The organism is Novosphingobium rosa NBRC 15208, assembly GCF_001598555.1.
Taxonomy (GTDB): Bacteria; Pseudomonadota; Alphaproteobacteria; order Sphingomonadales; family Sphingomonadaceae; genus Novosphingobium; species Novosphingobium rosa.
The window spans coordinates 74,175-99,591 of record NZ_BCZE01000030.1 but is presented as its reverse complement, the minus strand read 5'-3'; the positions used below and the strand labels follow the sequence as shown (position 1 = coordinate 99,591).

Below are 25,417 nucleotides of genomic sequence, written 5' to 3'. Positions count from 1 at the left end.
GGTTTCGGCCTTGCGCCCAGCTTGCCGCGCCGCAGGCATAACGCTCATTGCCCAGCCAAACATTCACTGCCTGCGGCGCCTTACCTCGCGCAGGTGGACAGGTCCCGCACAACGACCGGGTGCCACCAACCCATCGCCGGAAGACGTCATGGGAGCGCGAGGGGGTAACCCCCTCGCTTTCTTCCCTTCCTTAAATCCCCTTAAAACAAGGATTCATGTTCAAACTGGGTTCAGCATTCGGCGGCAAAAAGAGCCATCGGTGCGACGCTCTTTTTGAGCAAGATCTTATCATGCAACGCAAAACTCAGCCTGATCCGCGTCAGGTCCAATCCCTTATCGCTGTCCTTGATGGCGTGCTGATCGAACTCGATCGCGCCCAGCTTGGCCTTGCGGCTGTGGATGTCGCTTCGGCGATCATCAAGCTGCAGAGGTTGCATGATCCGGCGCCTCAGCCCGCGATCTACACGCTGCGTTCGACGGCTTGAGAACGACAAAAGCCGGAAAGGGCACCCCCTTTCCGGCCTTGTCAGAACGCAACCCGCAAATCAGGCGACCGACAGGTCCACCGTGATGTTGCCGCGCGTGGCGTGGCTGTAGGGGCAGATGGTGTCGGCCTCGGCGACCAGCGCCTCGGCGGCGGCGCGTTCCACGCCGGGCAGGTTGATCGACAGCTTGACGGCCAGACCGAAGCCCTTGTCGGCGCGCGGGCCGATGCTGACGGTGGCCGAGACGGTGGTGTCGTTGGGCACGCGGGGCAGGTCCTTGTCCTGGCTGGCGGCGAACTTCATCGCGCCCAGGAAGCAGGCGGCGTAGCCGGCGGCGAAGAGCTGCTCGGGGTTGTTGCCCTGACCGTTGCCGCCCATTTCGACGGGAACCGCCAGCGTCACGTCCAGCGCGCCATCTTCGGTGCGGCTGCGGCCGTCGCGGCCTCCGTTGGCGGTGGCGGTGGTGGAGTAGAGGATCTTGCTGGCCATGAGACTGTCCTTTCGTTCGGGGGGATGTTGGCAATTAGATCGTGTGCGACCTATATGGATCAGGTGGGCATGCATGTCAATAGCGCACGATATAATCGTGCAATATTTAATTTCCGTGACGGCTCCAGACGACAAAAGGCGCAAACCGCAAGGGGTTCCGCCTCAGCCTTGCTGAAACAATCTGGCAGGAATAATGGATGATCCGGGCCGGGCAGGCCAGCCCGCCCGGTGTGGAATCACAGACCCGAAAGGGTAGGCCGCTCGAAAATGGCGGGGGGCACGCTGCGGTGAGTCACGCTGCGCATCACAAAGCTGGAGCGGATGCGCGCCACATGCGGCAGCATCGACAGTTCGCGGCGATAGACCCGGTCGTAATCGTCGAAGGAGCGGACATGGACCATCATCATGAAATCCATATCGCCAGAAATGAAGCTGCAATGGGTGACCGAGGGGCAGCGCACCACTGCGGCCTCGAACTCCTCCAGCACTTGGTCGGTCTGGGATTTCAGCTCGATGGCCACCATCACCATGATGCCCAGCCCCAGCATCGGCATGTCCAGCGCCGCCGTATAGCCCGCGATGGCGCCGCGATCCTCAAGGATCTTGCGCCGGCGCGCGGCCGCCGTGCTGGAAAGATTGACCTGCTCGCCCAGCATCACATCGGACATGCGGCCATCATGGGTGAGGGCGCGCATGATCCGGAAGTCGGTCATGTCGAAGTCGATCTCGATTTTGTCCGTCATCAACACCACCCCTGTTGATGGATTCCTGTACGCGGCGCGCGTTGGATGCCCGAAAGCGAGAGGACATCACAGAAGCGACGCGCTCAATACGCAAATCGCGCAGGGTTAAGTGATTCCACGGGGACAAGCCGGAACTCTTTATAAGCTCTGACCATGCATGGTTAACGCGTGCTTGCCATGGCCTGAAAGGAGGCGATGACGATGAGTTTGCCCCCCACGCATCTGACCCCGCTGACCCCCATGCCGCCCACGGTGGTGACGCTGACCCCCTGCTGGTACGCGCGCGACCATGAGCCGATGGAGCCGCCGTTGGATCTGGCCCCGGGCGAGCTGGCGGTTGACCGCTGCTGCCATTGCCACCGCCCGATCGTCAGCGCCGACCTGCGCCGCTGGCATATCGCCGGGGGCTTCAACATGGAGGCCTGGGGCACGCCCCGTTCACAGCCGTGCCTCGCCGTGGTCGACGAGCAGCAGGAGCGGGTGATCGCCCGTTTCCCGATCAAGGATTCCTCCGCCACCGGGGTCAACACGTTGCGCGCCCGGCTGCGCAGGGATTACCATATCGACGAGCCGAACAGCCCCTTCGTTCTGCGTGACTGTCTGCCGCCACATCTGGCGCAGATGGCTCAGTCCGGCGGTTACGGCGCGCTCTATTAACCCCTGATCAGGCCGGGAGTCTGATCCGGCTTTCATGCAGGCGCGAGCGCTGCCGCACCGCCTCGAAATCGTGGTGGAACAGCAGCCGTCCGTCGCGCCACACTTCGGTCAGCAGGTTGGTTCTGCCGCCCAGATCGTCCAGCCGCACCGCGCGCAGCGTGCCGTCTTCCCGCACCACGGCCTGACGCCCGGCCTTGCTGCGCTTGCTCGGATCGGTCGCGGGATCCTTGGCGATATCATGCCACACACCCGCATCGTCGCGCAGGGCATTGGCCTTCATGGCGAAGCGCAGCGTGTCGCGGTTGACCTGCTGCAGCAGCCCGCCGCCCATGCCGAAAGCGATGTTGTCCACCGCGAAGCCTTCCTCGATCAGCCTCGCGATCAGGCGCTCGATGGTGGCGGGGGTCATGCCGTCGCCCTGAATGACGCGCAGGCGCGGATCGAGCAGGCGATAGCCCTTGCCGTTGGTCGTGCCGCCAAAATGCTCCCACAGCGTGTTCAGCACGCGCAGCGGCGTTTCCACCGGATCGCCGCTGTCGGGCCGGATCACCAGCGTGCCCTTGTGGGCCAGCACGGCATCATGCAGATCCTCGCCCCAGAGATGGCCGACCGCGGCATCCAGATCATAGCTGTCCGACACCACCGCGACCATGCTGCCTTCCCCGGCGAAATGCCTGAGGATGTTGGCATAGGCCTCGCGCTCGCGCTCGCGGCCCCAGGCGGTGATGGTGGAATGCTCGGCGGCGGGGATCGAGAAGCCGGCCATGTCGGCGCTGTAATAGCGCCGCGCGGCCAGCAGGGCCTCCATCGTGTCGGTGCCCATGAAATTGACCAGATGCGCCATGCCGCCCAGCGCCGCGCTTTCCCCGCTGGAGACGCCGCGCGCGCCGAAATCATGCAGCTTGAAGGGGAGCTGGCCTTCCGGATCGTCGCTGGTGGTCAGCAGCCCGGCGCGGATGATCGCGCGACAGCGCCAGCTGACCGTCGCCACGGTGGTGGGATACCAGATGGCGCGCAGCAGGGCGGTTTCCACGAAGGTGGTCAGCCAGGGCAGCGCCGGATCGGTGTTTTCCACCTGCAGCAGGGGCACGCCGGTGGGGACGATCATCCCCTCGGGCAGGGCGGTGATCGAGAGCGGCAGATGGCCGCCATGGGTGCCCACGATGCGGTCCCACCCGGCGCGGTTGAAGGGCAGGCCATGGGCGCGGGTGATCTCTTGCGCTTCCTCCACATCATGGCGTGTGATGGTGTGGCCCAGAACATCGAGCAGGAAGGGTTGCAGGCCCAGAAACAGGATCTGGTCGGAAAAGCCGCCCGGGCGCGCTTCGACATAGGCTGAAAGCGTGCGCGTTTCGGGGGGATATTGCAGGAAGTGGCTGTGCTTGTAGCTGTCTGTCGTAAGGATCGGGTTGGTCACGCGCTGCTTCCTGCGGTGCCCGGCTCAGGGGGAGAGCCGGGCGGAGGTTGCAGGTTCATAGCCACAGTCGGGCGGCGAGGCCAAGCATGGAGTATCGTCGCAGCGGATCACCCGGGGCTGGTGTGCGCCGGGCGATCAAGGGCGCGCTTTACAGACGCGGCAGTGTCACGCCGCGCTGGCCCATATATTTGCCCGCACGGTCGGCATAGCTGACCTCGCAGGGTTCGTTGCCCTGCAGGAACAGGAACTGGCAGGCACCCTCATTGGCGTAGATCTTGGCGGGCAGCGGCGTGGTGTTGGAAAACTCCAGCGTCACATGGCCTTCCCAGCCCGGCTCCAGCGGGGTGACGTTCACGATGATGCCGCAGCGGGCATAGGTGCTCTTGCCAAGGCAGATCACCAGCACGTCGCGCGGCACGCGGAAATATTCCACGGTGCGGGCCAGGGCAAAGCTGTTGGGCGGAATCACGCAGCAATCGGTCTGGCGGTCCACGAAGGAGTTGGCCGCGAAATCCTTGGGGTCCACCACGGCGGAATCGACATTGGTGAAGATCTTGAATTCGTCAGCGACGCGCGCGTCATAGCCATAGGAGGACAGGCCATAGGAGATGATCCCGCCGCCCGCGTCATTGCGGGTCTGGCGTTCGACAAAAGGCTCGATCATGCCGTTTTCAAGGGCCTGCGAGCGGATCCAGCGGTCGGAGAGAATAGCCATGCGCGCGTTCATGGCGGATTGGCGCAGGCGGGGCAAGGGGGCAGGGAGGGACTGTCCCCTTACCCATGATACTCGCGATACCAGCGCACGAAATTGGGCACGCCCACATCGATGCTGGTGGTCGGCTGATAGCCCAGATCGCTGGAGATCGCCTCGATGTCGGCGAAGCTCTGGCGCGCGTCGCCCGGCTGCATCGGCAGCAGCTCGACTTCGGCCTTTTTGCCCAGCTCGCTCTCCAGAATCTCGACCACCTTCATCAGATGCTCCGACTTGTGGTTGCCGATGTTGTAGAGGCGATGCGGCTTGGTCGATCCGCCCGCCTTCACCAGACCGTCGTCGGGCGCGGGCGTGTCCAGCGTGGCCATCACGCCGCTGATGATGTCGTCGATATAGGTGAAGTCGCGGTACATGTCGCCGTGGTTGAAGACGGGGATCGGCTCGCCCGCCAGAATCTTCTTCGTGAAGATCCACATCATCATGTCCGGGCGGCCCCACGGCCCATAGACGGTGAAGAAGCGTAGCCCCGTGAGCGGCAGGCGGTAGAGATGGGCGTAGGTCTCGCTCATCAGCTCATCGGCCTTCTTGGTGGCGGCATAGAGGCTGATGGGCTGGTCCACCCGGTCGTCCACGCTGAAGGGCAGCTTGGTGTTGCCGCCATAGACCGAGGAGGAGGAGGCATAGACCATGTTCTCCACCCCGCGATGCCGCCCGATCTCCAGCAGGTTGAGGTGCCCGGCCAGATTGGAGGAGAGATAGGCATGGGGATTCTCGATCGAGTAACGCACCCCCGCCTGAGCGCCCAGATGCACGATCCGGTCGAACTCCAGCCCCTTCAGGCTCTCCACCAGCCCGGCGTAATCCGAGAAATCCTGCCTCAGAAAGGTGAAGCGGTTGCCGCCAGCCTCTTTCAGCCGCCCGATGCGGGCCTCTTTCAGCCGCACATCGTAATAGGCATTGACCATATCGACGCCGATCACCGTGTCGCCGCGCGCCAGCAGCCGCGCGATCAGGCTGTAGCCGATAAAACCCGCCGCGCCCGTGACCAGAACCTTCATGCTCAACCCTTTGCTGCTGCCATGCCTGCTCGGCGCGACCATTCAGCAAGGGGCGATAGGGAGCAAGCCCTAAGAAATTGATACAGACTCTCAGGCCTTCAGATCGGCCCATTCGGGATGACGGGCAAAAGCCACCGCCACATAAGAGCAAGCCGGAACGATGCGCGCGCCTTCTTTGCGGGCATCGTTGATGAGCGCCTCCACCAGCTTTGCCGCAATGCCGCGCCCGCCGATGGCCGAGGGCACCAGCGTGTGATCGGCGATCCACACGGGGCCTTCTTGCGAGGGCGCGTTCCGCCCGGTTGCGTTTTGCCACGTAAGCAGGCCGGTGGCCTCATGGCCTTCCAGTTTTGCGCGGTACTCGCCGCCGCCGGGTGAGGGGTGGCGGGTGATGGTGAGGGTTTCGTCGGTCATGTTCAGGGATGTAGGAACGGCATGAAGGAAAAGAAGATGCGAGGGTCATCACCCTCGCGCTCCTTTTACGTCTTCCGACGATAAGGTTGTGGCGCCGAAATGGCATGCCCAGCCTCTCCACCTGCATAAGCTCAAGGCGCCGCGGGCAGGGGCAGTTTTTATGCCTGCGGCGCAGCGTGGTTGCTCTGCTGCCGAACCTGTGGCGCAAGGTAGACGCTCAAAAGGAGCGCGAGGGTGATGACCCTCGCATTTTCCCCATCTTTCTGATCCGTCTTTCACTCTCTTGACGCCCGCCCCATTCCTCCTATCGAACACGCCCATGCAGTTCCTCTCCGACAACGCCGCCGCCGTTCACCCCGCCGTCTGGGAGGCGATGAGGGACGCTGACGCGCCTCAGCCGCCCTATGACAATGACGCTCTGTCTCAGGCGCTGGACGATGCTTTTTCGGCGCTGTTCGGCAGGCCTGTCAGCGCGATCTGGGTGGCCAGCGGCACGGCGGCCAACTGCCTTGCCCTGGCCACGATGGCGCCTCCGCATGGCGGCGTGATCTGCCACCGCGACGCGCATATCGAGAATGACGAATGCGGTGCTCCGGGCTTTTTCACCCATGGCGCCAAGCTGATGCTGGCCGAGGGCGATCACGCCAAGCTGACGCCCGAAAGCATCAACGCCGTGATCGGCCCGATCCGCCGCGATGTGCACCGGGTGTGGCCGCATGCCATCTCGATCACACAGGCCAGCGAGGCGGGTTGCGTCTATCAGCCCGGGGAACTCGCGGCGATTGGCGCCGTGGCGCGGGCGCAGGGCCTGAAGCTGCATATGGATGGCGCGCGCTTCGCCAATGCCGTGGCCCATCTGGGCTGCACCCCGGCGGCGGCGAGCTGCGAGGGGGGCGTGGATGCGCTGTCCTTCGGCTTTGTGAAGAACGGCGGGATGAGCGCCGAGGCGCTGGTCTATTTCGATCAGGCTCTGGCCGAGGATGTGAAATTCCGCCGCAAGCGCGCGGGCCATCTGCAGAGCAAGGGCCGCTTTCTGGCCGCGCAGATTCTGGCGATGCTGAAGGGCGATCTGTGGCTGGCCAATGGCCGCGCCGCCAATGCCGCCGCCGCGCAAATCGCCAGCAGCGTGGCCGACCGCCTGCTCTATCCCGTCGAGGCCAATGAGGTCTTCCTGCGCCTCTCCGAAACCGAGCGCGATGCCCTGCGCGCGCAAGGCTTCGGCTTCTATGACTGGGGCGCGGATGGCGCGCGTTTCGTGACGGCATGGAACGCGCGGGACGAGCATGTAACCGCGCTCTCCCGCGCCCTGTCCGCGCTGTGAGCGGGGAGGCTGCCTCCAAGAGCGGATTTTCCACGCAGGACATTCTGGGCTTCGCCACGGTCTGCCTGATGTGGGGCTCGACGTGGCTGGTCATCAAGGACCAGATCGGCTTCCTGCCCATCGGCTGGACCGTGACGGCGCGTTTCACCATGGCGGCGGCGGGCATGTTCCTGCTGGCCCGCCTGCGCGGCGAAGACCTCAGCCTGAACCGCCAGAGCGCCCTGCTGGCGCTGGCGGTCGGCCTGCTGCAGTTTTGCGGCAATTTCCAGTTCGTCTATCGTGCCGAGCATTATGTCACCTCGGGCCTCGTCGCGGTGATGTACGCCCTGCTGATGGCGCCCAACGCCCTGCTGGCGCGCATTTTCCTCGGCGCGCGCATGACCGGGCGCTTCCTGGCGGGCACGGGCGTGGCAGTGATCGGCATCGCTCTGCTGATGGTGCAGGAATACCGCAATGCGCCGCCCTCGGCCGCGATGGATGTGGCGCTGGGCGTGGGCTTCGCCATTGCGGGCACGCTCTGCGCCTCTTTCGCCAATGTGCTGCAGGCCAGCCCCATCGGGCGGCGGCAGGCGGTGGTGCCGCTGATCGCGTGGTCGATGCTGTTTGGCGCGGCCATCGATGCGGTTCTCGCCATCTTTTTGCATGGCGCGCCGGTGCTGCCGGCATCGCCGCGCTTTTGGGGCGGGGTGGCATGGCTGGCGATCATGGGCTCGGTGGTGACCTTCCCGGTCTATTTCAGCCTGATCCGCTCGATCGGGCCGGGGCGGGCGGCCTATTCCAACGCCGTGGTGCCGATTGTGGCGATGGCCTTGTCGACGTTTTTTGAAGGGTATCACTGGACGGCTTTGACCGCAGTGGGGGCGGTGGTGACGCTGAGCGGGGTGTTGATTGCGCTTTCCGGAAGGAAGGGGTGAAAGGAAGATGCGAGGGGGGGAAGTCTTAAGTTGGTCGCATCTCTCAAGAGAGATGCTCCGGCCCCTCGCGCTCCCATTCCGTCTTCCGACGAAAACGCAGTGGTGCCGCATCGTGGCGCTTGACCTCTCCGCCTGCGCAACCCAGAGCGCCGCAGGCCTTAAGATATTCTGCCTGCGGCGCGGCAAACTGGGCGCAAGGCCGAACCCGATGCGCCACGCAGACAGCAAAGGGAGCGCGAGGGCGATGGCCCCTGCATTTCACCTTTCGCCTTCTTCTTCCAGAATGCCTCTCAACCCTTCCCGATAGCTGGGGAAGGAGGGCCTCCACCCCAACTCCCGCCGGGCCTTGCCGTTCGCGACACGGCGGTTCTCCCGATAGAAACCCCGGCTGGCCTCGGACAAGGACGGATCGTCCAGAGCCACAGCAGGCGGCGCCTCAACGCCCAGCAACCGGGCTGCTTCCTCGATCACACGGTTCTGATGGCAGGGCTCATCGTCGGCGATGTTCCACGGGCCGGGCGTGGCCTCGCTCTCCAGAGCCAGCAGCACGGCGCTGACGATATCCGCCACATGGATTCGGCTGAACACCTGCCCCGGCAGATCCAGACGGTGAGCGCGGCCCTCACGCAACCGGTCGAAGGCGCTGCGGCCCGGACCATAGATGCCGGGCAGGCGAAAGGCGTGGGCGCCGCGCCCCAGCCACTGCGCCTCGGCGAAGACGCGGGCCGCGCGGCGTCCGGCGCCGATGGGCGCGCTTTCGTCCACCCATGCCCCGCCCGCATCGCCATAGACGCCGGTGGAGGAGATATAGCCCAGCCATGGCGAATGCAGCACCGCGCCATAGCGGCTGAGCACGGGGTCTTCGCCCTGGGCGGGAGGCACGGTGGAGATCACGGCGGTGGCTTGCGCCAGCGCGCGGTGGACGCGATAGGTGTCGTCGAAGCTCATGGTGCCGTGCGCGCCGGTGCCGTCGACCAGCCAGCCCCGGGTGCGCAGCGCGGTTGCGATGGCCGAGCCGGTGTAGCCCATGCCGAAGATCATCATCACTTTCATCGTTCAAGCATAAGGAGCGGACTGGAAAACCGAAACCCTTTGCGTCAGAAGGAGGCATGATGGATGCCCAGACGAGCCCTAGCGCCCCCGCCGCCCCGCAAGCTCCCACCGTGATCCGGCGTGAGGATTATCAGCCTCCGGTGTGGTTGGTAAGCGAGGTCGATCTCGACTTCCATCTGGGGCTGGAGGCGACGCGGGTGACCAGCCTGCTGCGCGTGCAGCGCAATCCCGATGGCAGCGGGGAGGGGACGATCCGCCTCAATGGCGACGGGCTGACGCCGCTGGTGGTCAAGGTGGACGATGTCGTCCGCAATGACTGGCGGCTGGAGGGCGAGGATCTGCTGATCGACCTGCCCGACGACAGCCATGAGATTTCCATCGTTACCCAGATCCATCCGGCGGCCAACAGCCAGCTGATGGGGCTTTATGCCTCGGGCGGGATGCTCTGCACGCAATGCGAGGCCGAGGGCTTCCGCCGCATCACCTATTTCCCGGATCGCCCCGATGTGCTGAGCGTCTATCGCGTGCGGATGGAGGGCGACAAGGCCCTGTTCCCGGTGCTGCTGGCCAATGGCAACTGCCTTGCCAGCGGAGACTGCCCGGATTCAAACGGAAAAGCGGGCGCACATTGGGCCGAGTGGCACGATCCCTGGCCCAAGCCGTCCTACCTCTTCGCGCTGGTGGCGGGCGATCTGGTGGCGAGTAGCGACAGCTTCACCACCGTGAGCGGGCGCGAGGTGGCGCTCAACATCTGGACGCGCGCCGGGGACGAGACCCGCACCGCCCACGCCATGCGCAGCCTGATCAATTCCATGCGCTGGGACGAGGAAGCTTTCGGGCGCGAGTATGATCTCGACCTGTTCAACATCGTGGCCGTGTCCGATTTCAACATGGGGGCGATGGAGAACAAGGGGCTCAACATCTTCAACACCCGCTATGTGCTGGCCGAGCAGGACACCGCCACCGATGGTGATTTCGACGCCGTTGAGGGCGTGATCGGCCATGAGTATTTCCACAATTGGTCGGGCAACCGCATCACCTGCCGCGACTGGTTCCAGCTTTCCCTGAAGGAGGGCTTCACCGTGCTGCGCGACCAGCTGTTCAGCGCCGACATGGGCAGCGAGCCGGTCAAGCGCATCGAGGATGTGCGGGTGTTGCGCGGCAGCCAGTTCCCTGAGGATTCAGGCCCGCTGGCTCATCCGATCCGCCCGGATTCTTATCAGGAAATCAGCAATTTCTACACCGCGACCGTCTACAACAAGGGCGCCGAGGTGATCCGCATGATGCGGACCATGGCAGGCACGGAACGCTTCCGCCAAGGCACCGACCTCTATTTCGAGCGCCATGACGGTGAGGCGGCGACCTGCGAGGATTTCGTCAAGTCCATCGAGGATGGCGCCGGGCTGGATCTCACCCAGTTCCGCCTGTGGTACGCGCAGGCCGGCACGCCCACCGTCACCGCGACGCTGAGCCATGAGGGCGATAACGCCACGCTGCATCTTACCCAGAGCGTGCCCGCCACGCCCGGTCAGCCTGACAAGGCGCCCATGCCCATTCCGCTGCGCATTGCCCTGTTCGACCGCGCCTCGGGCCAGCATCATGGCGAGCAGCTGGTGGTGCTGGAGAAGGAAGGCGCCAGCTTCCATTTCGCGGGCCATGCCATGCGCCCCGTGCTGTCGATCAACCGTGGTTTTTCCGCCCCCGTGGTGGTGGAGAGCGACGAGAGCGAGGAGGATCTGGTCTTCCTCGCCGCGCATGATGACGATCCCTTCGCCCGCTATGAGGCGATGCAGAGCCTGATCCTGCGCCATCTGGTGGCCGCCACCTCGGGCGCTTTGTCGGATGAGGCGCGCGGCGCGGGCCGCACAGGCATCGCCACCGCTCTGCGCGCCATTCTGGAGGATGGTTCGCTCGACGATCTGATGCTGGGCGAATTGCTGATGCTGCCCACGCACTCCTATCTGTCGGAGCGCCTGCCCGTCAGCGACCCGGGCGTGCTGAACGCCGAGCGCGAGGGGCTGAAGGCATGGCTGGGCGTGCAGCTGGGCGATTTGCTGCGCGCGCATCATGATCGCGTCAGCGCGGTGCCGTTTGGCCATGATGCCGCCTCCAAGGGCGCGCGCAAGGTCAAGACGCAGGCACTGGTCTATCTGGCCGCCAGCGAGCCTGAGGCCGCCGCCATCCGCGCCGCCGCCCAATATGATGCGGCGGACAATATGACCGATCGTCAGGGCGCGCTGGCCGTGCTGTGCAGCCTTGAAAGCCCGCTGCGCGAGGAGAAGCTGGCTCACTTCCACGCCCGCTATCAGGGCAATCCGCTGGTGATCGACAAGTGGTTCAGCCTTCAGGCCGGTTCGCTGCATCCCAAGGTGCTGGATCACGTCAAGGCGCTGGCCGGGCAGGCCGATTTCACCATGAGCAACCCCAACCGGGTGCGCGCGCTGTTTATGTCGCTGGCGGTCAACCCCGCCGGTTTCCATGACGCCAGCGGCGAGGGTTACCGCATGATCGGCGATCTGATCCTCGCGCTGGACCCGATCAACGCCCAGACGGCGGCGCGTTTCGTGCCGCCCTTGGGCCGCTGGCGCCGGGTCGAGCCGGGGCGCGGCGCGCTGATGCGTGAGCAGCTGGAGCGGATCGTCGCGCAGCCGGGCCTCTCCAAGGATGTCTTCGAGCAGGCGAGCAAAAGCCTTGGTTGAGGTTCCCGCGCTCCGCGCCGATGTTCTGGCTGGCGTGCCGCATGGTTTCCTCGGGCGGCGCGGTGGCGTGTCCACCGGCGCCGTCGCCGGGCTGAATGTTGGTCTGGGCGCCGATGATGCGCCCGAGGCGGTGAGGGAAAACCGCGCCCGCGCCGTGGCGGCGGTGGCGCCGGCTGCGCGCCTCACCACGGTCTATCAGGTTCATTCCGGCGATTGCGTGGTGGCGGGCGACTGGGATGACGCCCATCGCCCCCATGCCGACGCTCTGGTGACGGACAAGCCCGGCGTGGTGCTGGGCATCGTCACCGCCGATTGCGCGCCGATCCTGCTGGCTGATGCGCAGGCCGGCGTGGTGGGCGCGGCCCATGCCGGATGGAAAGGGGCGTTCGGCGGCGTGGCCGAGGCGACCGTCGAGGCCATGGTGGCGCTGGGCGCCAGCCGCAACCGTATCGTGGCGGCGATCGGCCCCTGCATCGCCCAGGCCAGCTATGAGGTCGATGACGGCTTCCGCGCCCGCTTTATCGCGCGGGATGAAACGCTTGGCCGTTTCTTTGCCCAGGGGCGGGAAGGGCACTGGCAGTTCGCGCTGGAGCCTTTTGTGGCCCATCGGCTGGCTTTGGCCGGTGTCGGGCATGTCGAGTCGCTCTCACGTGATACTTATGCTGATGAAGAAGGATTTTTCTCATTCCGGCGCGCCACGCATCGCTCTGAAGCGACCTATGGACGGCAGTTTTCGCTGATCGCCCGCCCCTGATCGCATCGAGAGAAGAAAAATGCGGTTGAGGTGAAGGGTTTTGATGTTTATCAAACTCAAAAAAGCCGTCGTCAGCCAGTGAAACACACGGGTGAAACGGCGGCAGGGGATTCCTGAACACGCGCCGTTACGCGTTCCGATGAAGTGTTTCGTTTGGTTTCTCGCCGGTGGTGGGAAGCCAGTGGTGCAGGGCGTTCTTGTGGGCCGGATCCGGTGGATCGGGGTCGTGGGGGCGAATGAGGCAAGGCTCGATCATGACGCAAAGTGAAGCCGCCGAAACGGGGCTGGGCAGTGAGGCATCGGGCGTGCGCCGCCGCGATTTTATTGAAGTGGCCGCCGTCAGCGCGGCCGGGGTCGGGGCTCTGGCGGCGCTGGTGCCGCTGATCAGCCAGATGAGCCCGTCCGCCGACGTGCTGGCCGAAGCCTCGACCGAGGTGGATATTTCGGCCATCGCCGTGGGGCAGGCGATCAAGGCGGTGTTCCGCAAGCAGCCGGTCTTCGTGAGGCACCTGACGCCGGAGGAAATCTCCAAGGCCGATGCGGTGCCGCTTTCCGAACTGCGCGATCCCGAAACGCTGGAGCAGCGCACCAAGCCGGGCAAGACCCAGTGGCTGATCACCATGGGCGTCTGCACCCATCTGGGCTGCGTGCCGCTGGGCACCGCCGAGGGTGAGCCCAAGGGCGAGTTCGGCGGCTATTTCTGCCCCTGCCACGGGTCGCAGTATGACACGGCCGCGCGCATCCGGAAGGGCCCCGCGCCCAAGAATCTGGTCGTGCCCGATTACGCCTTCACATCGCCCACCGTCGTCAAGATCGGCTGATTGCCGCTTCCCACGCGAGCCAAGACGCGAGGATTTCTGCCATGAGTTTTCCATGGGCCAATGAATACAAGCCGAGCCATCCGGCGATGGTGTGGCTGGACGAAAAGCTGCCGCTGCCGCGCTTCGTCTTCAATGCGGTGGGCGCGGGCTATCCGGTGCCGCGCAATCTGAACTATATGTGGAATTTCGGCGTGCTCGCCGGGTTCTGCCTGATGCTGCAGATCGTGACGGGCGTCATTCTGGCGATGCATTATGCCGCCGACACGAGCGTCGCCTTCAACTCCACCGAGCATATCATGCGCGACGTCAACTGGGGCTGGATGCTGCGTTATGCGCATGCCAATGGCGCCAGCGCCTTCTTCGTGGTGGTCTATGCCCATATCTTCCGGGGGTTCTACTTCGGCAGCTACAAGGCCCCGCGTGAGATGATCTGGCTGCTGGGCGTGGTGATCTTCCTGCTGATGATGGCCACCGCCTTCATGGGCTATGTGCTGCCCTGGGGCCAGATGAGCTTCTGGGGCGCGCAGGTCATCACCGGGCTCTTCTCCGCCATTCCGCTGGTGGGCGATGCGCTTCACACTTGGCTGCTGGGCGGCTTCGCGCCCGATCAGGCGGCGCTCAACCGCTTCTTCTCGCTGCATTTCCTGCTGCCTTTCGTCATTCTGGGCGTGGTGATCCTGCATATCTGGGCGCTGCATATCCCCGGCTCCTCGAACCCCACGGGCGTCGAGGTGAAGAGCGAGAGCGACACCGTGCCCTTCCATCCCTACTACACGGCGAAGGATGGCTTCGGGCTGGCGGTGTTCCTGTTCCTCTATTGCGCGATGCTCTTCTTCTTCCCCAACGCGCTGGGCCATCCGGATAACTATATCCCGGCCAACCCGATGCAGACCCCCGCGCATATCGTGCCCGAATGGTATTTCTGGCCCTTCTACGCGATCCTGCGCGCCTTCACGGCGGATCTGACCATCCCCTTCACCCATGTGGTGCTGGTGCCGGCCAAGCTGCTGGGCGTGCTGGCGATGTTCAGCGCCATTCTGGTGTGGTTCGCCCTGCCCTGGCTGGACACCTCGCCGGTGCGTTCGGGCCATTACCGGCCCACCTTCCGCAAGATCTACTGGCTGCTGGTGATCGACGTGGTGATCCTGGGCTATTGCGGGGGGTCGCCCGCCGAGGAGCCCTTCGTGATGATCAGCCAGATCGCGGCGGCTTACTATTTCCTGCATTTCTTCATCATTCTGCCGCTGGTTTCGCTGATCGAAACCCCGCAGCCGCTGCCTTTCTCGATCACCGAAAGCGTGCTCGGCAAGGACGTTGAAACCACCCCGGCCCCGGCCGAATAAGCGAAGGGAGGAAGATCCATGGTCCGCCTGATTTCCGCCCTGATCGGGGCTTTCTTCACCCTCTGTCTGCTGATCGCGTTTGGCACGGGGCTCATCAGCTACATCAAGGAGCCGCCCGCCAAGACGGTGGAGGCCGCCTTCCACAAGCATCCCGGCGAGCTGGCGCTGCAAAGCGACGGCGCCTTCGGCAGCTTTGACCGCCAGCAGCTGCAGCGCGGCTTCCAGGTTTACAAGGAAGTTTGCTCGGCCTGCCATGCGATCAAATATGTCGCCTTCCGCGACCTGAAGGAGCTTGGCTACAACGATCCTGAGGTGAAGGCGATCGCCGCCGGCTTCAAGGTGCCCGTCTACAACCCCGGCACCGGTGAGCTGAAAACGCGCGACGGCGTGCCGACCGATCACTTCCCGCCCGTGGTCTATGGCGGTTCGGGCACGCCGCCCGATCTGTCGCTCATCACCAAGGCGCGCCATGGCGGGGCGTCCTATGTCCACGCGCTGCTGACCGGCTATGCCGAACAGCCCGCCGAGCTGCTCAAGAAGTATCCCGAGAGCAAGACGCCCGACGGCCTGTTCTACAACCCGTATTTCGCCAACCTCAACATCGCCATGCCGCCGCCGCTGGCGAGCGAGGGTCAGGTTTCCTACAAGGATGGCACCAAGGCCACGGTGGACCAGATGGCCACCGATGTCGCTGCCTTCCTGGTGTGGACCGCCGAACCCAAGCTGGAAAAGCGCCACCAGACGGGCTGGCCGGTGCTGGGCTTCCTGCTCTTCGCTTCGGTGTTGGCCTATATGGCTTACCGCAACGTCTGGGCTGACAAGAAGCACTGAGGCCGACGGAGCGATGGATGCGATTGCACCCATCGCTCCTGATTTTTGGTTGGTCGCGTTTTCCGAGCAGCCGGCTGTTCCACCCGGCTCGAAAACGCTCTAAGGGCTGACGCAACAGGGGGCCCCTTGCATCGCAGGATGCAGGGGGCCTCTGGCGTGATGAAAGGACGCGGGCATGACTGCCGACGTAATCGTGAAAGCCGATTTGCTTGAGGCCGAAGACCTGAAAGCTCTGGTGCGCAGCGTGCCCGATTTCCCCAAGCCGGGCATCCTGTTCCGCGACATCACCACGCTGATCGGGCACGGCGCGGGCTTCGCCGCCAGCGTCCGCCTGCTGGCCGACCGCGCCGAGGCGGCGGGGGCTGAGGCCATTGCTGGCATGGAGGCACGCGGCTTCATCTTCGGCGCGGCGGTGGCGGCGCGGCTGGGCGTGCCTTTCGTGCCGGTGCGCAAGCCGGGCAAGCTGCCGGTGCCGGTGATCTCGATCGACTATGCGCTGGAATATGGCACCGATCGTCTGGAGATCGACCCCGAGGCCATTGCGGCGGGCCAGCGCGTGGTGATCCTCGACGATCTGATCGCCACGGGCGGCACCGCTCTGGCTGCAACGCAACTGCTGCGCCGGGCGGGGGCTGAGGTGACCCATGCGCTCTTCGCCATCGACCTGCCCGATCTGGGCGGCGCCGAGAAGCTGCGCGCCGCAGGGATCACTGTCGATGCGCTGATGGATTTTCCGGGGCACTGATTTGAGGCCGCCGGGCGGGGAACACTCTGCCTCGTTCGGTTTCAGCATCCGCGCGCAGGCGATCACCGCCTGATTGCTGGCAATTATAGCAAACTGCGCCTATGGCCGCATGCAGACGCCACTTGGCGTAACGAAATTGCTGCGGATGGCCTGAATGAAGAGTGATTGTGTCCTGATTGCCGGTGGTGGCATCGGCGGTCTGGTGTTGGCGCTGACCTTGCATGAGATCGGCGTGCCCTGCATCCTGTTCGAAAGCGTGACAGACTTGCGCCCGCTGGGTGTGGGCATCAACCTCCAGCCCAATGCCGTGCGCGAGCTGGACGATCTGGGCATCGGCGAAAGCGCGCTGGACAGCGTGGGCGTGCCGGCCCGCGAATGGGCGCTGATCGGGCTGAACGGTAAGGATATTTACAGTGAGGCGCGCGGCAAGCTGGCGGGTTACCGCTGGCACCAATATGCCGTGCATCGCGGTGAATTCCACATGCTGCTCCATCGCCACGCCGTCGAGCGGCTGGGGGCCGATGCCATCCGGCTGGGCCACCGCGTCACCGGTTACGAGATCCAGCCCGATGGCTCGGTCCTCGCCACGGTGGCCCGCGCCGATGGCAGCACGATCACGCAGGAGGGCGCGCTGCTGATCGGCGCCGACGGCATCCATTCCGCGATTCGCGCGCAGATGCACCCCGATCAGCCGCCGATCCGCTGGGGCGGCACGATCATGTGGCGCGGCACCTGCCGGGCCAAGCCGATGCGCACCGGCTCTTCTTTCGTGGGGCTGGGCACGGATCGCCACCGCGTGGTGGTCTATCCCATCTCCGCGCCCGATGCCGATGGTCTGGCCACGATCAACTGGATTGCCGAGCAGACCTATGACGCCGATCACGACTGGTCGAAGACCGGCTGGTTCCGCGCCGTGCCGCTGTCCGAATTCGCCCATGAGTTCGCGGATTTCGTCTATGACGGGCTCGATTTGCCTGCGCTGCTGGCCCAATCGGCCACGGCTTACGAAAATCCGATGATTGACCGCGATCCCATTCCCTCATGGGTCGATGGCCCGGTGGCGCTGATGGGGGATGCGGCCCATCCCATGTATCCCACCGGATCGAACGGGGCATCGCAGGCGATTATGGATGCGCGGATTCTGGGCCGCCAATTTCTGACCGGCGGCGTCAATGCGGCCAGCCTTGCGGCTTTCAACGCGGAACTGTGCGGGCCGGTGGGCCAGTTGGCGCTGCGCAACCGCGGGGCGGGGCCCTTTGGCCTGCTGCGCCTGGTGGATGAGCGCTGTGGCGGCCAGTTCGATTCCATCGACGATGTGGTTCCCGAGGCCGAGCGCATGGCTTTCATGCAGGCCTACAAGCAGGCCGCCGGTTTCGCCCGCGATACGCTCAATGCCGCGCCGCGCACGGTGCCCCTCGGCGTGAAGCTGCCCGTGACGGAGGTCTGCGATGGCGCCCCGGCTTGAATTTGTCTGCGATTTCGCGGTGGCGCTGACCAAACCGCATGAGATGGAGGGCTGCGGCGCGGGCGTGCGCAGGATCATCCCGATCGTGGGCGGGACGGTGAGCGGCCCCTTGCTCAACGGGGAAATCCTCAATGTCGGGGCGGATTGGCAGACCGTGGATCACAACGGCATCGCCCAGCTGGACGCCCGCTATGCCGTGGCCACCGCCGATGGTGCGGTGATCGAGGTGGTGAGCCAGGGCATACGCCATGTCTCGCCCGAGGTGGCTGCGCGCATTGCCGCAGGTGAGGATGTCAGCTTCGACGATTATTACATGCGCACCGCCGTGCGGTTGGACACCGGCCATGCCGATTATGCCTGGGTCAACCGCTCGCTGTTTCTGGCGACGGGCGGCAAGCGGGGGGCGACGGTCCATCTGGCGATCTATCGCGTGGTCTGAACGGCTGTGGCGGCCCGCGCGGACGCGGCGTCGATAATTCGCAAAAGAGACGTTGACGAGGCGGCCATCCCCGTGGCAATCGGCAGGCGCGTTGTAGGGGCCGAAAAACGGCACCGTCGATGACCATCTAGGTCGTTGATTATGCGGGTATAGCTTAGTGGTAAAGCTCCAGCCTTCCAAGCTGGCTATGCGGGTTCGATTCCCGCTACCCGCTCCATTTTCTTTATTTTCATATAGTTAAGCGGAAGCGGCGCCCATAGGCCCTGCCTCCATCACGCTACGCCTGCGGCAAGGATAGCCCTCACCGCAGGCGCGCGAGCATCAAGCAGTCGCAGCCGCAAACCGGCGCGAGGCATTGTCCCAATTGAGCAGCTTGTGGATCAAGCCCTCCACATAATCGGCGCGGCGGTTCTGCTCGTCGAGGTAATAGGCATGCTCCCAGACGTCGATCACCAGCAGCGGCACCGCGCCCGATGCCAGCGGGTTCTCGGCATTGGAGGTGGCCACCACCTTCAGCTTCCCGCCATCCAGCACCAGCCACGCCCAGCCACTGCCGAACTGGCCGACCGCCGCCTTGGACAGCTCCGCTTCCAGCGCGGCCTGAGTCTGGAAATCCCGCGCAATGGCGGACGCCAGACCGCCCGAGGGCGTGGATGCCTTGGGGCTCAGGCTCTGCCAATAGAGGTTGTGGTTCCACGCCTGCGCGGCATTGTTGAAGATGGCGCGGCGCTCCGGATGGCCCGCGCTGGCCAGCACCACCTCCTCAAGGCTGACGGTGGCCAGCGGCGTGTTCGCCACCAGCTTGGCCAGATTGGTGAAATAGCCCGTGTGATGCTTGTTGTAATGGAAATCCACCGTGCGCGCCGAAATCACCGGCGCCAGCGCATCGGGCGCGAAGGGCAGGGGGGGCAGCGTCTGGGGCGATTTGTCGATCAGACGGGGGCTGGGCCCATGACCGGGCGCGTCGGCGGCCTGCGCGGTCCCGGCCATCAGGGCCAGACCTGAGGCCACACCGACGGATTGCATGAAACCTCGGCGGCTGTCGCTGTGCATGTCACTCTCCTTTGGGCTGGTCCCCCGGCGCGCATCTATGGCATAGAGCGAAGCCTTGTTCATCCATGGAAATCTCATAAAGATGACAAAGCTTCTCACCGATGATGCCCTGACCCAAGCGCTGGCTGATCTGCCGCAATGGCGCCACGACCCGGAGCGCAAGGCCCTGCATCGCCAGATCGTGCTCAAGGATTTCGGCCAGGCGCTGGGGCTGATGGTGGAGATCGGCCTCGTCGCCCAGCAGTTGAACCATCACCCGGAATGGGCCAATGTCTACAACCGCCTCGACATCTGGCTGACCACCCATGACGTGGGCGGTATCTCCCTGCGCGACACCGATCTGGCCGTGCGCATCGACCGGATCGTGGCCCGGAATTAATCGCAGGATTTGGCCGCAGGAAACGGCACGCACCCATCGGCCAGGCAGGGCACAAGAGGGCCATACACAGGAGTATGCCTCATGAACCCTGCTTTTCCCGTGCTTTGGCCCTCGGATCTGGGCCATACGATCGCCACCCGCCCCCTCCGGAGCCCCACCTTGCCCAAACCGCCTGAAGACCAGCGCTGGGCCCAACTGGCCGCCCGCGATGCCTCGGCAGACGGCGCCTTCTGGTATGGCGTCAGCACGACTGGCGTTTATTGCCGCCCCTCCTGCCCATCGCGCGCGGCAAGGCGCGAGAACGTCACCCTCTTCGACAGCCTCGACGCCGCCCGCGCCGCCGGTTTCCGTCCTTGCCGCCGCTGCAATCCGGACGGCCTTGCGCTGGCCCAGCAGCACGCCGCGCTGGTGGAGCAAGCCTGCCGCCTGATCGAAAGCGCCGAAGACCTCCCTCAACTCGCCACGCTGGCCGATGCGGTGGAGATCAGCCCCGCCCATTTTCACCGCCTGTTCAAAGCGCACACCGGCCTCACCCCGCGCGCTTATGGCCAGGCGGTGCGTGCCCGCCGCGCCCGCGAAGCTTTGGCCGAGGGCGCCAGCGTGACCCATGCCCTCCATGGCGCAGGCTACGGCTCCTCCAGCCGTTTCTACGCGGAGGACGCGCTGGGCATGGCCCCCCGCCGCTATCGCTCAGGCGGAACGGGCGAGCAATTGCGCTTCGCCATCGGCCAAGCCGACCTCGGTGCGGTGCTGGTGGCCAGCAGCGCCCAGGGCGTCGCCGCGATCCTGCTGGGCGACGATCCCGCCACCCTGCTGCGCGACCTGCAAGACCGCTTCCCCAAGGCCGAACTGGTTGGCGGCGATGCAACCTATGAAGCGTTGGTCGGGCAGGTGATCGCCTTTATCCAGACGCCGGATCTGGGGCTGGATCTGCCTTTGGATATCCGCGGCACCGCCTTCCAGCAGCGCGTCTGGGCAGCCCTGCGCACCATTCCTCGCGGTGAAACGCGCAATTACGGGCAGATCGCTCAGGCCATCGGCAAGCCCGGCGCGGTGCGGGCGGTGGCAGGGGCCTGCGCGGCCAATGCTCTGGCGGTGGTGGTGCCGTGCCATCGCGTGATCCGCACAGACGGGAGCCTCTCGGGCTATGCATGGGGCGTAGAGAGGAAGGCAGCCCTGTTGGAAAGAGAGAAGGCTTAAAGGAGCAAAGGATAAGTGCGAGGGGGTAACACCCTCGCACTTATCCTTCTTACCGAACCTTCAAACCAAAGCCGCCAGATCCGCCGCCTTGAAGCCCTTCAACTCGGACGACTTTCCATGCAGCACCTGCGCTGCCCATGCGGGGTTGGAAATCAGCGCGCGGCCCACGGCGATCAGGTCGAACTCCTCACGCTCCATCCGCGCCACCAGCGCGTCGAGGCCCGAGGGTTGCGAACCCTCACCGCTGAAGGCGCCGAGGAAATCGCCCGAGAGGCCCACCGACCCGACGCTGATCGTCGCCGCGCCGGTCAGCTTCTTGGCCCAGCCTGCGAAGTTGAGGCCTTGCTCGCCATCGATCTCGGGGAATTCGGGCTCCCAGAAGCGGCGCTGCGAGCAGTGGAGGATGTCCACCCCGGCGTCCACCAGCGGTGCGAGCCAGTCGGTCATGGCCTCGGGCGTGGGGGCTAGGCGGGCGGCGAAGTCCTGCTGCTTCCACTGGCTGACGCGCAGGAGGATGGGGAAGTCCGGCCCCACGGCGGCGCGGGTGGCGGCCACCACCTCGGCGGCCATGCGCGAACGTTCCTTGATGGAGGCGCCGCCGTAGCGGTCCGTGCGGGTGTTGGTGCCGCTCCAGAAGAACTGGTCGATCAGGTAGCCGTGAGCGCCGTGGATTTCGATGGTGTCGAAGCCCAGCTTCCTGGCATCGGCGGCGGCCTTGGCGAAGGCGGCGGCGGTGTCGGCGATGTCTTCATCGCTCATGGCGATGCCGCGCGGGGTGCCGGGAGCCAGCAAGCCGGAGGGGCTTTCCACCTCGCCTTCGGGCTGCCAGCCGCTCATGCCCTGGGTCGAGCCGGTGTGCCACAGCTGGGGGCCCATGCGGCCGCCGGCGGTGTGGACGGCGTCGATCACGCCTTTCCAGCCTTTCAGCGCGGATTCCCCGTGGAAGAAGGGAATGTTGGGCTCATTGCGTGAGACGGGGCGGCCCACCACCGTGCCTTCGGACAGGATCAGGCCCACGCCGCCTGCCGCGCGGGCGGCGTAGTAATCGGCATTGGGGCGTCCGGGGACGCCGTCCGGGGCCATGTTGCGCGTCATGGGGGCCATGACGATGCGGTTCTTCAGCTCGAGCGATTTGAGGCTGAAGGAACGGAAAAGCACATCGCGGGAGGATGTCACGTTGGGGGGTCTCCATGAAATATGTACCGACAGGTATGTTATTGTGGCGCGGATTGCAATGGGGTCTTTGCAGGCGCTGCTTTTGGGGCTGTGGGACTGGGGTGTTTTCGCTATGCTGGCGGATATGAAACGGTTTTTCCTGCGCTCCGCTCTGGTCTGCCTCTCCATGCTGGCGGGGGGGCTGCATGCCGCGCCTGCGCGCGGGCCGGTGGTGCTGGCGGCGGCCAGCCTTCAGGAGTCGCTCAATGCGGCGGCGGACACATGGGCGGCCAGGGGGCATCCGCGCCCGGTGCTGTCTTTCGCGGCCTCCTCCACGCTGGCGCGGCAGGTGCAGTCCGGAGCGCCTGCCGACCTGTTTATCAGCGCCGACGAGGACTGGATGGATGCGCTGGAGAAAAAGCAGCTGCTGCGTTCGGGCACGCGCGTCGATTTGCTGAGCAACCGGCTGGTGCTGGTCGCGCCCGCGTCTTCGCGCATCAGCATCACGATCCGGCCCGGCTTTCCGCTGGCGGCGGCTTTAGGCAATGGGCGGCTGGCGACGGGGGCGGTGGATAGCGTGCCTGCCGGGCTCTATGCGAAAGAGGCGCTGACCAGGCTGGGCGTCTGGCCGCAGGTGGCGGGTAAGCTGGCCCCGGCGGAGAGCGTGCGGGCCGCCCTGGCGCTGGTGGCGCGGGGCGAGGCGCCGCTGGGGGTGGTCTATGCCACCGATGCGCTGGCCGATAAGCGGGTCAGGATGGTCGCCACCTTCCCGGAAAACAGCCATGCGCCGATCCGCTATCCGCTTGCCGTTCTGGCGGCCTCGCATCAGGCGGATGCCGAGGGTTTTCGGCGCTTTTTGCTCTCGCCGGAGGGGCGGGCCATCTTCCGCCCCTATGGTTTCGGCGGTCGGTAACAGGCCGGTGCTGAGCCCCGAGGAGGTCTCCATTCTGATCCTCTCGCTGAAGGTCAGCGTGGTGGGGGTTCTGGTGGCGACGCCCTTTTGTCTGGGCTGCGCCTGGGTTCTGGCGCGCGGCGGGCGGGCCGGTCTGGCGGGGCTGGGGCTGATTGTGCTCGATGCGGTGGTGCATCTGCCGCTGGTGCTGCCGCCGGTGGTGACGGGCTGGCTGCTGCTGCTGGCCTTTGGCGCTCAGGGGCCGGTGGGGCGCTGGCTGGCAGCTTGGGGCATCGGCGTGATGTTCCGCTGGACGGGTGCTGCGCTTGCTGCTGGCGTGATGGCCGTGCCCTTGATGGTGCGTTCGATGCGCCTGTCGCTGGAAGCGGTGGACCCCCGGCTGGAGCAGGCCGCGCGCACGTTGGGCGCCGGGCCCTGGCGTAGTTTCGCCACGGTGACCTTGCCTCTGGCGATGCCGGGGGTGCTGGCGGGTCTGGTGCTGGGCTTTGCGCGCTCTCTGGGCGAGTTCGGGGCGACGATCACCTTCGTCTCGAACATTCCGGGCGAGACTCAAACCCTGCCGCTGGCGATCTATTCCGCGCTGCAGCTGCCCGATGGCGATACGGTCGTCACAAGGCTGGCGGTGCTGGCGGTGGCGCTGTCTCTGGGCGCTCTGGTGGTGGCCGAGGTGCTGGCGCGGCGCATGGCGCTGGCCGGAGGCATGCGGCGGGAGCGGTTCGGTGGGCTTTGATCTCGATCTGACCCTGCGCCGGGGTGAGCGCACCATGGCCCTGAAGCTGAACACCGGGCCGGGGATCACGGCGCTGGTGGGGGCGTCAGGCGTGGGCAAGACCAGTGTGCTGATGATGGTGGCCGGATTGCTCAAGCCCGACGCCGGCCGGATCGCGGTGGAGGGGCAGGTGCTGTGCGATACCGCGCAAGGCCTGCATCTGCCGCCGGAACGGCGCGCTTGCGGCATGGTGTTTCAGGATCATCGCCTGTTTCCGCATCTGAGCGTTCAGGCCAATCTGCGCTATGGCATCAGGCGGGGCCACGCGGGCATGGGCTTGCACGAGATGGCGGCGTTCCTCGGCATCGCAGCCTTGCTGAAGCGCATGCCTCGCAGCCTTTCGGGCGGTGAGGCGCAGAGGGTGGCGCTGGGGCGGGCCTTGCTCTCGGCCCCGCGCTTTTTGTTGCTGGATGAACCGCTCTCGGCGCTGGATGAGGCGCGCAGCGGCCAGATCATGATGTTGATCGAAAAGATCCGCGATGAACTGGCGCTGCCGATCCTCTATGTCAGCCATGACCGGGCGGAGGTTGCCCGGCTGGCCGATCAGGTGGTGGAGATGGGGCCTTAGCCCCACCTCTGGATCAGAACCGGCTGGCGATAAAGTAGAACGTCGCGCCCACCGCCGCCGAGGCGGGGATGGTGATCAGCCATGCGATCACCACGCGCTGGGCCACGCTCCAGCGCACGGCGGAGGCCCGGCGCGCCGCGCCCACGCCCACCACGCAGCCGGTGATGGTGTGGGTGGTCGAGACCGGAATGCCCAGCCCGCTGGCCAGAAACATGGTGATCGACCCGCCCGCCGAGGCGCAGAAACCCTGATGATGCGACAGCTTGGTGATCTTGGAGCCCATCGTCTCGATGATCTTCCACCCGCCCGACAGCGTGCCAAGGCCGATCGCCGTGTAGCAGCTGATCACCACCCATGTCGGCACATGGAAGGTCGGGCCCAGCAGGCCCTGCGAGTAGAGCAGCACGGCGATGATGCCCATGGTCTTCTGCGCGTCATTGGCGCCATGGCCCATTGAATAGGCCGCCGCCGAGACCAGATGCAGCTTCTTGAAGATGCCTTCTGCCGCCCTGGCCGTGGCCTTCATGAACAGCCAGCTCGTCAGCAGCATCAGCGCCATCGACATGAACATGCCCACCATGGGCGACAGCACGATCCAGGTGGTGGTGGTGTTCACACCCTTCCACACGATCACGCCCAGACCGCCATGCGCCACGCCCGCGCCCAGCAAGCCGCCGATCAGCGCATGCGACGAGGAGGAGGGAATGCCCTTCCACCAGGTGATCACATTCCACGTCATCGCGCCGACCAGCGCGCCGAAGATCACCTGCGGGGTGATGACATCCTTGTTGACGATGCCCTTGCCCACCGTCTCGGCCACCTTGAGGCCGAAGAGCCAATAGGCAGAGAAGTTGAAAAAGGCGGCGAAGATCACCGCCTGCACCGGGGTCAGCAGCCGCGTCGTCACCACCGTGGCGATCGAGTTGGCGGCGTCATGCAGCCCGTTCAGAAAGTCGAAGGCCAGCGCCATCGCCACCAGAACCAGCACCAGCGGGGTGACGGTTGCGAGGATACTCATCC

The 25,417-nt window shown here is 65.4% G+C and carries 27 protein-coding genes and 1 tRNA gene; 18 read left to right on the top strand and 10 right to left on the bottom strand.

Annotated features, from left to right (window positions below):
* The first annotated feature begins 290 nt into the window (after window positions 1-290).
* On the top strand, window positions 291-485 hold the full coding sequence (locus tag SR3_RS12775; protein ID WP_157098824.1) for a hypothetical protein: 195 nt from the start codon (window positions 291-293) through the stop codon (window positions 483-485).
* A gap of 60 nt (window positions 486-545) precedes the next feature.
* Here the strand turns inward: SR3_RS12775 and SR3_RS12770 are convergent, their stop codons facing one another.
* Window positions 546-974: an organic hydroperoxide resistance protein gene (locus SR3_RS12770; RefSeq protein WP_068086320.1), complete on the bottom strand. Its 429-nt coding sequence runs from the start codon at window positions 972-974 to the stop codon at window positions 546-548.
* A 236-nt stretch (window positions 975-1,210) separates the two neighbouring features.
* Window positions 1,211-1,717 carry an Lrp/AsnC family transcriptional regulator gene (locus tag SR3_RS12765; RefSeq protein WP_068086311.1) on the bottom strand — a complete coding sequence of 169 codons (507 nt, stop codon included), beginning with the start codon at window positions 1,715-1,717 and terminating at the stop codon, window positions 1,211-1,213.
* A 201-nt stretch (window positions 1,718-1,918) separates the two neighbouring features.
* Here SR3_RS12765 and SR3_RS12760 point away from each other — a divergent pair, with 201 nt between their 5' ends.
* On the top strand, window positions 1,919-2,374 hold the full coding sequence (locus tag SR3_RS12760) for a hypothetical protein (protein WP_157098823.1): 456 nt from the start codon (window positions 1,919-1,921) through the stop codon (window positions 2,372-2,374).
* A gap of 7 nt (window positions 2,375-2,381) precedes the next feature.
* Here the strand turns inward: SR3_RS12760 and SR3_RS12755 are convergent, their stop codons facing one another.
* From SR3_RS12755 to SR3_RS12740, 4 genes are all read right to left on the bottom strand, one after another.
* Window positions 2,382-3,791, bottom strand: a complete 1,410-nt coding sequence (locus SR3_RS12755) for a nicotinate phosphoribosyltransferase (RefSeq protein WP_068086305.1) — start codon at window positions 3,789-3,791, stop codon at window positions 2,382-2,384.
* A 148-nt stretch (window positions 3,792-3,939) separates the two neighbouring features.
* On the bottom strand, window positions 3,940-4,506 hold the full coding sequence (dcd, locus tag SR3_RS12750; RefSeq protein WP_068086302.1) for a dCTP deaminase: 567 nt from the start codon (window positions 4,504-4,506) through the stop codon (window positions 3,940-3,942).
* A gap of 59 nt (window positions 4,507-4,565) precedes the next feature.
* Window positions 4,566-5,561, bottom strand: coding sequence for a GDP-mannose 4,6-dehydratase (locus SR3_RS12745; RefSeq protein WP_068086299.1), 996 nt, complete (start codon window positions 5,559-5,561; stop codon window positions 4,566-4,568).
* A gap of 90 nt (window positions 5,562-5,651) precedes the next feature.
* Window positions 5,652-5,975, bottom strand: a complete 324-nt coding sequence (locus SR3_RS12740; RefSeq protein ID WP_068086296.1) for a GNAT family N-acetyltransferase — start codon at window positions 5,973-5,975, stop codon at window positions 5,652-5,654.
* A 319-nt stretch (window positions 5,976-6,294) separates the two neighbouring features.
* Between SR3_RS12740 and SR3_RS12735 the strand changes: the two genes are divergently transcribed.
* Window positions 6,295-7,296 (top strand): threonine aldolase family protein, encoded by a 1,002-nt coding sequence (locus SR3_RS12735; protein ID WP_068086292.1) that lies wholly within the window; start codon window positions 6,295-6,297, stop codon window positions 7,294-7,296.
* On the top strand, window positions 7,293-8,210 hold the full coding sequence (locus SR3_RS12730; protein ID WP_068086290.1) for a DMT family transporter: 918 nt from the start codon (window positions 7,293-7,295) through the stop codon (window positions 8,208-8,210). The genes SR3_RS12735 and SR3_RS12730 overlap by 4 nt, the downstream gene beginning before the upstream one ends.
* 258 nt (window positions 8,211-8,468) lie before the next feature.
* Here the strand turns inward: SR3_RS12730 and SR3_RS12725 are convergent, their stop codons facing one another.
* Complete coding sequence (locus SR3_RS12725) at window positions 8,469-9,263, bottom strand: Rossmann-fold NAD(P)-binding domain-containing protein (RefSeq protein ID WP_068086287.1); 795 nt, start codon at window positions 9,261-9,263, stop codon at window positions 8,469-8,471.
* Window positions 9,264-9,322: 59 nt separating this feature from the next.
* Between SR3_RS12725 and pepN the strand changes: the two genes are divergently transcribed.
* The 9 genes from pepN (at window position 9,323) to SR3_RS12680 (ending at window position 18,577) form a co-directional block, all read left to right on the top strand.
* Window positions 9,323-11,962, top strand: a complete 2,640-nt coding sequence (gene pepN, locus SR3_RS12720) for an aminopeptidase N (RefSeq protein ID WP_068086285.1) — start codon at window positions 9,323-9,325, stop codon at window positions 11,960-11,962.
* Entirely contained in the window at window positions 11,928-12,716 is a 789-nt protein-coding gene (gene pgeF / locus SR3_RS12715) for a peptidoglycan editing factor PgeF (RefSeq protein WP_068086282.1), read from the top strand. Before pepN ends, pgeF begins: the two co-directional genes overlap by 35 nt.
* 254 nt (window positions 12,717-12,970) lie before the next feature.
* The gene (gene petA, locus SR3_RS12710) at window positions 12,971-13,537 is read left to right on the top strand and encodes a ubiquinol-cytochrome c reductase iron-sulfur subunit (RefSeq protein WP_068086279.1); all 567 of its coding nucleotides are present in this window, start codon (window positions 12,971-12,973) and stop codon (window positions 13,535-13,537) included.
* Window positions 13,538-13,578: 41 nt separating this feature from the next.
* Complete coding sequence (locus SR3_RS12705) at window positions 13,579-14,880, top strand: cytochrome b (protein WP_068086276.1); 1,302 nt, start codon at window positions 13,579-13,581, stop codon at window positions 14,878-14,880.
* A gap of 18 nt (window positions 14,881-14,898) precedes the next feature.
* Window positions 14,899-15,711 (top strand): cytochrome c1, encoded by an 813-nt coding sequence (locus SR3_RS12700; RefSeq protein ID WP_068086273.1) that lies wholly within the window; start codon window positions 14,899-14,901, stop codon window positions 15,709-15,711.
* 175 nt (window positions 15,712-15,886) lie between these two features.
* Window positions 15,887-16,456: an adenine phosphoribosyltransferase gene (locus tag SR3_RS12695; RefSeq protein WP_068086271.1), complete on the top strand. Its 570-nt coding sequence runs from the start codon at window positions 15,887-15,889 to the stop codon at window positions 16,454-16,456.
* A gap of 154 nt (window positions 16,457-16,610) precedes the next feature.
* Entirely contained in the window at window positions 16,611-17,921 is a 1,311-nt protein-coding gene (locus SR3_RS12690; protein ID WP_068086268.1) for a flavin-dependent oxidoreductase, read from the top strand.
* Window positions 17,905-18,360, top strand: a complete 456-nt coding sequence (locus tag SR3_RS12685; protein WP_068086265.1) for a DUF3237 domain-containing protein — start codon at window positions 17,905-17,907, stop codon at window positions 18,358-18,360. The genes SR3_RS12690 and SR3_RS12685 overlap by 17 nt, the downstream gene beginning before the upstream one ends.
* A 143-nt stretch (window positions 18,361-18,503) precedes the next feature.
* Window positions 18,504-18,577 (top strand) — tRNA-Gly (locus tag SR3_RS12680).
* A 104-nt stretch (window positions 18,578-18,681) separates the two neighbouring features.
* Here the strand turns inward: SR3_RS12680 and SR3_RS12675 are convergent.
* Window positions 18,682-19,413, bottom strand: a complete 732-nt coding sequence (locus SR3_RS12675) for a superoxide dismutase (RefSeq protein WP_068086263.1) — start codon at window positions 19,411-19,413, stop codon at window positions 18,682-18,684.
* 82 nt (window positions 19,414-19,495) lie between these two features.
* On the opposite strand from SR3_RS12675, the gene SR3_RS12670 reads away from it, so the two are divergent.
* Window positions 19,496-19,792: a 4a-hydroxytetrahydrobiopterin dehydratase gene (locus SR3_RS12670; protein WP_068086260.1), complete on the top strand. Its 297-nt coding sequence runs from the start codon at window positions 19,496-19,498 to the stop codon at window positions 19,790-19,792.
* 81 nt (window positions 19,793-19,873) lie between these two features.
* Window positions 19,874-20,992 carry a bifunctional DNA-binding transcriptional regulator/O6-methylguanine-DNA methyltransferase Ada gene (gene ada, locus SR3_RS12665; protein WP_084455492.1) on the top strand — a complete coding sequence of 373 codons (1,119 nt, stop codon included), beginning with the start codon at window positions 19,874-19,876 and terminating at the stop codon, window positions 20,990-20,992.
* A gap of 60 nt (window positions 20,993-21,052) precedes the next feature.
* On the opposite strand, the gene SR3_RS12660 is transcribed toward ada, so the two are convergent.
* On the bottom strand, window positions 21,053-22,168 hold the full coding sequence (locus SR3_RS12660) for an NADH:flavin oxidoreductase (RefSeq protein ID WP_068086258.1): 1,116 nt from the start codon (window positions 22,166-22,168) through the stop codon (window positions 21,053-21,055).
* 124 nt (window positions 22,169-22,292) lie between these two features.
* Between SR3_RS12660 and modA the strand changes: the two genes are divergently transcribed.
* Genes modA through SR3_RS12645 form a run of 3 tightly spaced genes read left to right on the top strand, consistent with a single transcriptional unit; the run spans window position 22,293 to window position 24,397 of the window.
* On the top strand, window positions 22,293-23,060 hold the full coding sequence (gene modA, locus SR3_RS12655; RefSeq protein ID WP_068086358.1) for a molybdate ABC transporter substrate-binding protein: 768 nt from the start codon (window positions 22,293-22,295) through the stop codon (window positions 23,058-23,060).
* Window positions 23,041-23,790 (top strand): molybdate ABC transporter permease subunit, encoded by a 750-nt coding sequence (gene modB / locus SR3_RS12650; RefSeq protein ID WP_068086255.1) that lies wholly within the window; start codon window positions 23,041-23,043, stop codon window positions 23,788-23,790. Before modA ends, modB begins: the two co-directional genes overlap by 20 nt.
* On the top strand, window positions 23,780-24,397 hold the full coding sequence (locus SR3_RS12645; protein ID WP_068086251.1) for an ATP-binding cassette domain-containing protein: 618 nt from the start codon (window positions 23,780-23,782) through the stop codon (window positions 24,395-24,397). Before modB ends, SR3_RS12645 begins: the two co-directional genes overlap by 11 nt.
* Window positions 24,398-24,410: 13 nt before the next feature.
* On the opposite strand, the gene SR3_RS12640 is transcribed toward SR3_RS12645, so the two are convergent.
* A complete protein-coding gene (locus tag SR3_RS12640) occupies window positions 24,411-25,415 on the bottom strand; it encodes an inorganic phosphate transporter (protein WP_068086247.1) in 1,005 nt (334 codons plus the stop codon).
* Window positions 25,416-25,417 lie beyond the last annotated feature (2 nt).

What these genes read in the sequence shown, in the direction of transcription:
- SR3_RS12765 (WP_068086311.1), bottom strand. Translation starts at nt 1,717, where the DNA reads ATGACGGACAAAATCGAGATCGACTTCGACATGACCGACTTCCGGATC.
- ada (WP_084455492.1), top strand. Translation starts at nt 19,874, where the DNA reads ATGAACCCTGCTTTTCCCGTGCTTTGGCCCTCGGATCTGGGCCATACG.
- pgeF (WP_068086282.1), top strand. Translation starts at nt 11,928, where the DNA reads ATGTCTTCGAGCAGGCGAGCAAAAGCCTTGGTTGAGGTTCCCGCGCTC.
- SR3_RS12740 (WP_068086296.1), bottom strand. Translation starts at nt 5,975, where the DNA reads ATGACCGACGAAACCCTCACCATCACCCGCCACCCCTCACCCGGCGGC.
- SR3_RS12670 (WP_068086260.1), top strand. Translation starts at nt 19,496, where the DNA reads ATGACAAAGCTTCTCACCGATGATGCCCTGACCCAAGCGCTGGCTGAT.
- SR3_RS12685 (WP_068086265.1), top strand. Translation starts at nt 17,905, where the DNA reads ATGGCGCCCCGGCTTGAATTTGTCTGCGATTTCGCGGTGGCGCTGACC.
- SR3_RS12775 (WP_157098824.1), top strand. Translation starts at nt 291, where the DNA reads ATGCAACGCAAAACTCAGCCTGATCCGCGTCAGGTCCAATCCCTTATC.
- modA (WP_068086358.1), top strand. Translation starts at nt 22,293, where the DNA reads ATGAAACGGTTTTTCCTGCGCTCCGCTCTGGTCTGCCTCTCCATGCTG.
- modB (WP_068086255.1), top strand. Translation starts at nt 23,041, where the DNA reads ATGGTTTCGGCGGTCGGTAACAGGCCGGTGCTGAGCCCCGAGGAGGTC.
- petA (WP_068086279.1), top strand. Translation starts at nt 12,971, where the DNA reads ATGACGCAAAGTGAAGCCGCCGAAACGGGGCTGGGCAGTGAGGCATCG.
- SR3_RS12705 (WP_068086276.1), top strand. Translation starts at nt 13,579, where the DNA reads ATGAGTTTTCCATGGGCCAATGAATACAAGCCGAGCCATCCGGCGATG.
- SR3_RS12770 (WP_068086320.1), bottom strand. Translation starts at nt 974, where the DNA reads ATGGCCAGCAAGATCCTCTACTCCACCACCGCCACCGCCAACGGAGGC.
- SR3_RS12725 (WP_068086287.1), bottom strand. Translation starts at nt 9,263, where the DNA reads ATGAAAGTGATGATGATCTTCGGCATGGGCTACACCGGCTCGGCCATC.
- SR3_RS12675 (WP_068086263.1), bottom strand. Translation starts at nt 19,413, where the DNA reads ATGCACAGCGACAGCCGCCGAGGTTTCATGCAATCCGTCGGTGTGGCC.
- SR3_RS12735 (WP_068086292.1), top strand. Translation starts at nt 6,295, where the DNA reads ATGCAGTTCCTCTCCGACAACGCCGCCGCCGTTCACCCCGCCGTCTGG.
- SR3_RS12745 (WP_068086299.1), bottom strand. Translation starts at nt 5,561, where the DNA reads ATGAAGGTTCTGGTCACGGGCGCGGCGGGTTTTATCGGCTACAGCCTG.
- SR3_RS12760 (WP_157098823.1), top strand. Translation starts at nt 1,919, where the DNA reads ATGAGTTTGCCCCCCACGCATCTGACCCCGCTGACCCCCATGCCGCCC.
- SR3_RS12700 (WP_068086273.1), top strand. Translation starts at nt 14,899, where the DNA reads ATGGTCCGCCTGATTTCCGCCCTGATCGGGGCTTTCTTCACCCTCTGT.
- pepN (WP_068086285.1), top strand. Translation starts at nt 9,323, where the DNA reads ATGGATGCCCAGACGAGCCCTAGCGCCCCCGCCGCCCCGCAAGCTCCC.
- SR3_RS12690 (WP_068086268.1), top strand. Translation starts at nt 16,611, where the DNA reads ATGAAGAGTGATTGTGTCCTGATTGCCGGTGGTGGCATCGGCGGTCTG.
- SR3_RS12695 (WP_068086271.1), top strand. Translation starts at nt 15,887, where the DNA reads ATGACTGCCGACGTAATCGTGAAAGCCGATTTGCTTGAGGCCGAAGAC.
- SR3_RS12640 (WP_068086247.1), bottom strand. Translation starts at nt 25,415, where the DNA reads ATGAGTATCCTCGCAACCGTCACCCCGCTGGTGCTGGTTCTGGTGGCG.
- dcd (WP_068086302.1), bottom strand. Translation starts at nt 4,506, where the DNA reads ATGGCTATTCTCTCCGACCGCTGGATCCGCTCGCAGGCCCTTGAAAAC.